Origin of the sequence: Nocardia sp. NPDC060220 (assembly GCF_042727815.1) — a bacterium.
GTDB lineage: Bacteria > Actinomycetota > Actinomycetes > Mycobacteriales > Mycobacteriaceae > Nocardia.
In genome coordinates this window covers 1-4,522 of record NZ_JBHWZY010000576.1, presented here as the reverse complement: position 1 = coordinate 4,522, position 4,522 = coordinate 1, and the positions used below count along the sequence as shown (strand labels likewise).

The window sequence follows — 4,522 nt, the reverse complement described above, 5'->3', positions numbered from 1 at the left end:
ACGCTGACCCGCACCGTCGATACCCCGGCCGCGCGGGACACCTGCCACGACACGGCGTGCTCGCCCGCGTCGAGAATGCCGGGCGGGCACCGTCGCCAGTCCCAGCCACCACTGCCGCGCGCCACGATCAGCCCATCGGAGGAGTCGGCGCTGCCGGCCGCCAAGGCGTAGTCCTGCGCGCGGCCCCGTGATCCTGTCGACTCGCCCAGCGGCCGTCGCTCGTCGGTGGAGTCGGATAACCCGAAGTCTTCCTGCGTGCCCGACCCGCGATTCCCCGAGCCGGCGTCGCGCTCCGTACCGTGCTCGCCGTCATCGCCGTCGACCGCCATCTCGCATTGCGCGGTGAGCATCCCGATTTCCTCGACCAGCAGCCGTGGATCCAGGGCGGGAATGCCGTCGATGGTCGACGCGGGCCACCACCGGCTCGCCCAGTGCGCGTAGGCGAGTCGCCGCAGGGCCGCCGTCGGCGCGCGTCGAGCGGGCGCGGCTGTCAGCGCTGCGGGCCGGTTGTCCGCGAGCGCCGAGGCGACCTCTTCGCCGTACACCGCCCACACCCAATCCTGTGCGGCATCGACGTCATCGAGTACCGCGGCGGGCACCGATTCGTCGTCGAACAGGCTCCAGCTCAGATGCCCGCCCACGACCTCGAGAACCAGCACATCGAGCCCTGGCGCGGCAGCGGTGACCAGTGGCGTCCGCTCCGGAGCGATCACGAGCAAGCCCGGCTCCGCACGGCGAACGTGGACGACTGTCATCAGCTGGCCCTCGCTTCCACATCGGCCACGGTGTCGGCGGTCAGCGCCTGTTTCACCCGGGTGCGGTGGTCCAGGATCACCGACCGGGCGACACCGTCGAGCAGATCCCACAGCTCACCGGGATCGAACACCGGCAGCTCGCGTACATCCCGACCGTGCAAACGCACCCACAACCTGCGCGAATACGGCCGCCACGGCGCGTGCAACTCGGCGGCCACCGCCGCGAGCGGTCCCGTCTGCCCGTCGACCGCGTGCACCGCGTACCGACGCGCCTGCAGCACATACCCTTCCCGCCGCCAGCGACCGTTGACCACGTCGTGCGCACGCGACGAAGGAGCCGGGTCGACCGACGCCGGGGCACCGAACGGAGAGAGACCCAGCGCCAGTTCGGTACCCGCCGCCGCGGCGACCCGCAGCGATTCGTCGAGCAGTCCCCATGGCGAACAACTGCGCGAGATCTCCCGCGTGACCAGCTCCGCAATCTCGGGGAGGTCGGTCCGATCGATGCTGCCCTGCAACACCGTGAAGACCCGCTCGTACACGGTCCGGTCGAAGGGCAGACCGAGGCTCGCGGTCGACGCGGACGCGCCGAGCTCGGGGCGCTGTGGGCTGGAACAGCTGGTGAGCCCCAGGTCGTCCGCGCCCGCGTCGGGATGCGCGAGCCACAGGGCGATCCCGCGCCGGGTGCCGGCACCGCTGTCGACGATGTCGTCGAACAGCGGCCCCGCATCGGCCGGATCTCCCGAACGGGCGAGCGTGCAGGCTTCGAGCAACTCGGTCAGTTCGGCTGCCAGATCCCTTGCGCCGTAGGGGGCGAGCGGGCGGCGTGCCCAGGCGATATCCAGCAGTTGCGCCAGTTCGGCCGCGCGAGCCGGGTCGGTCACGTGGTGTTTCAGTGCGGCGGTGGTGCGCCCGCCGGTGCTGTCGTGGACTTCGCGCAGCGTCGCCTCGGCCCTCGCGTGCGCGCGGTCGCCCGCAGGCGCACCGTCTACGGTCGCCAGCTCGAAGCAGCGCTGGAAGTACAGATCCTGGGCGTTGCCCTCGGTGATCCGCAGCCTGCGCCGCACCTGCTTCAGGACGACGAACCACGCCGCACACGCCCGCAGCGCATCGGACTGCGCATGCAGCAGTGCCGTGAGCAGCGCGATCCCGTCTTCGTCGAGCATGCTCGACGACAGCCCGGGATGCTGCATCGGCCGCAGCACCAGCGGATCGAGAATCAACTTCACCGTCCGCCGCAACGGTCCGCCGTCGGCCCCGCTCAGCGCGTCGACTCCGTCGAGCCCCCGCCACACCTCATCGAGCACCATGGCGCGCGGTCTCCGCATCCGACCAGGTTATAGGTATTTTCGGCGGCTGGTGCGGCGGTTGCCGAGCGCGAAAGTTGGGATCGGTAGGCGGGGAATGATTTCTACCTTTCTCTCAACGGGTTACCAGCCCGGTCACACCGAGAGAAACGGAAACCACCATGAACACCAAGCTGATCGCCGCCCTCGCCGCTTCCGCCGCCGCCACCGCGCTGTTCGTCACCGGTTGCAGCGACGATGCAGGCACCGCCTCCCCGAGCACCGCCGGATCGGCCGCTCCGGCCCCGGCCGCGGGCAAGTCCACCGCCACTGTCGACGGCAAGGAATTCACCGCGAAATTCGACACCACCTGTGCCAAGCAGGGGGGCACCCTCGCCCTGGCGCTCACCGACACGGCCAACGCCACCTACGGCAGCCTCTCGGTCAGCGCGTCGGTCGAAGGCGACAAGGTCCAGGCGGTCGCCATCGGCGGTAGCCAGGGCGGCGCCAACGGCCTGCCCTATGCCGTCGGCTACGGCAACGGCCAGCCCGGCGGTTCCGCGACCCTGGCCAAGGACGGCAACACCTACCGCATCACCGGCGAGGGCATCAGCGCCGACATGACCAACCCGCTGGCGGGCCCGTCGACGGCGAAGTTCGACATCACCTTCGCCTGCTCCACCATCGTCGGCGCCTGACCCTTCGCGACCCGGTCGCATCCATTCAAGGAGAAATCATGAAATCCAAGCTGCGTGCGGCCGCGGTCGCCTTCGGAATCCTCGCCATCGGCTACTACCTCTTCTACGGCCTCACCTACACCCCCGACGAATACACCGGCGCGATGCTCGGCTGGGTCGGTCCCCAGATGGCGCTGCCGATCATCGCGCTCACCATCGTCCCGATCGTCTTCGCCTTCACCGGCGACGGCATCCTCGAAGCCTTCACCGGCCGCAACAGCAGCGAGTTCCGCGACGGCGCGGTCGGTATCGGCACCATTACCTCGTTCCGGCAGACCGGCGTCTCGGTGAACGACCAACCGCAGGTCAAGATCGCTTTCCGGGTCGAGGGGTCCGACGGAAAGGTCTTCGACTCGCACGCCAAGATGATCGTGCCGCTCACCGAACTGGCCCTGCTGCAGCCGGGCGTCGTCCTGCCGGTCCGGTATCTGCCCGGCCGCACCGACAAGGTCGAGGTCGACCGCTCCGGCGACAACGGCGCCGCCCAGCGCGCGATGAACGAATCACTCATCCGCAAGGGCATCACCACCCGCGGCAAGCTCGACATCGCCGAACGCGGGCTGGCCGCCCAGGCCGTGGTCCGCAGCCTGGACGTCCCCGGCCGCATCCGCGGCGGCTATACCGAGATCGCGCTCGGTCTGGTGGTCACCCGCCCGGACGGCACCACGTTCGAGACCCGCGCCGAGAAATACCTGCCGCCCACCGCGGTCGGGCACGTGCAGGTGGGCCGGATCGTGCAGGTGCACTATCTTCCGGGCAACGAGCAGGAAGTGGTGATCTCCCTTCCGGTCAACGCCTGATGACAACTCCCGCGCACTCGGCGCGCGCTGTGGCTGATCCATCCGTGATCGGTCACAGCGCGCGCCGAGTTTTGGTCGTCCGTTCATCTACGCGTTCCCGATGGCTCGCTTGGGCTGCTTACGGTGCCCGGAGTCCGTTCTACTCAGGAGTCACCGTGAGTCCGAAACCGCTCGCCCTGTTCGTCAAGCACGACGGTCAGTCGGCACGCGCCGCCCTGACCTGTGAATACAAGTGCGGCAACGCCTGCTTTCACGAGCCCCCGAACACCTCCGAGGGTGCCTACTTCGGTGACATCGTCAGCGGCCTCAACCGCCGTGGCCTGATCAAGGGCGGCGCGGCCGCGGTGCTGGCCGTCGGCGCCGCGAGCGCGCTGGCCGCCTGTGGTGACGACTCCGAGGCCGCGAAGACCCCGGCCCCGACTCCGGCCGGAACCCCCGGCACCGGAACGGCGTTCACCGCGGTGGCGCCGAACAAGGAAGACGCGCTGACCATTCCGGAGGGCTACGACCAGCAGGTCGTCATCCGCTGGGGTGACCCCCTCTTCGCCGACGCCCCCGCGTTCGACTTCGACAAGCAGACCGCCGCGGCGCAGCTGAAGCAGTTCGGCTACAACAACGACTTCGCCGCGCTGATGCCGATCGAGGGCCAGGCCAACAGCTACCTGCTCGTGGTCAACCACGAGTACACCACCGGTCCGATGATGTTCCGCGGGTACAACAAAGACGCCCCGACCGACGAGCAGATCGCGATCACCAAGGCCGCCCACGGCATGGCCGTGGTCGAGGTCAAGGGCGAAGCGGGCTCGGGCAAGCTCACCCCGGTTTTCGGCAAGTACAACCGCCGCATCACCGCCGATACCGAGTTCCTGCTCACCGGCCCCGCCGCGGGCAGCGCGTTCACCGTCACCGGTGCCGACCCCTCGGGCAAGAAGGTCCTCGGCACC

The 4,522-nt window shown here is 69.3% G+C and carries 4 protein-coding genes and 1 pseudogene; 3 read left to right on the top strand and 2 right to left on the bottom strand.

The features are described 5' to 3' along the window. Together ACFWF3_RS25465 and ACFWF3_RS25460 are read right to left on the bottom strand one after the other, a co-directional pair. Positions 1–755, bottom strand: a pseudogene (locus tag ACFWF3_RS25465) (hypothetical protein); the annotation flags it as partial. Beyond that, positions 755–2,065: a hypothetical protein gene (locus ACFWF3_RS25460; protein WP_379315773.1), complete on the bottom strand. Its 1,311-nt coding sequence runs from the start codon at positions 2,063–2,065 to the stop codon at positions 755–757. The gene ACFWF3_RS25460 and the pseudogene ACFWF3_RS25465, both read right to left, overlap by 1 nt. 158 nt (positions 2,066–2,223) lie before the next feature. Here ACFWF3_RS25460 and ACFWF3_RS25455 point away from each other — a divergent pair, with 158 nt between their 5' ends. The 3 genes from ACFWF3_RS25455 to ACFWF3_RS25445 all read left to right on the top strand — a co-directional run. Next, complete coding sequence (locus ACFWF3_RS25455) at positions 2,224–2,739, top strand: lipoprotein LpqH (protein WP_379315771.1); 516 nt, start codon at positions 2,224–2,226, stop codon at positions 2,737–2,739. A 38-nt stretch (positions 2,740–2,777) separates the two neighbouring features. Next, entirely contained in the window at positions 2,778–3,578 is an 801-nt protein-coding gene (locus ACFWF3_RS25450; protein ID WP_378989241.1) for a hypothetical protein, read from the top strand. Between the two features lie 155 nt (positions 3,579–3,733). Continuing rightward, a partial coding sequence (locus tag ACFWF3_RS25445; RefSeq protein WP_379315769.1) for a PhoX family protein occupies positions 3,734–4,522 on the top strand: 789 nt, incomplete at its 3' end.

Excerpts from the sequence above, each read along its gene's own strand:
- ACFWF3_RS25460 (WP_379315773.1), bottom strand. The coding sequence starts at position 2,065 with ATGGTGCTCGATGAGGTGTGGCGGGGGCTCGACGGAGTCGACGCGCTG.
- ACFWF3_RS25450 (WP_378989241.1), top strand. The coding sequence starts at position 2,778 with ATGAAATCCAAGCTGCGTGCGGCCGCGGTCGCCTTCGGAATCCTCGCC.
- ACFWF3_RS25455 (WP_379315771.1), top strand. The coding sequence starts at position 2,224 with ATGAACACCAAGCTGATCGCCGCCCTCGCCGCTTCCGCCGCCGCCACC.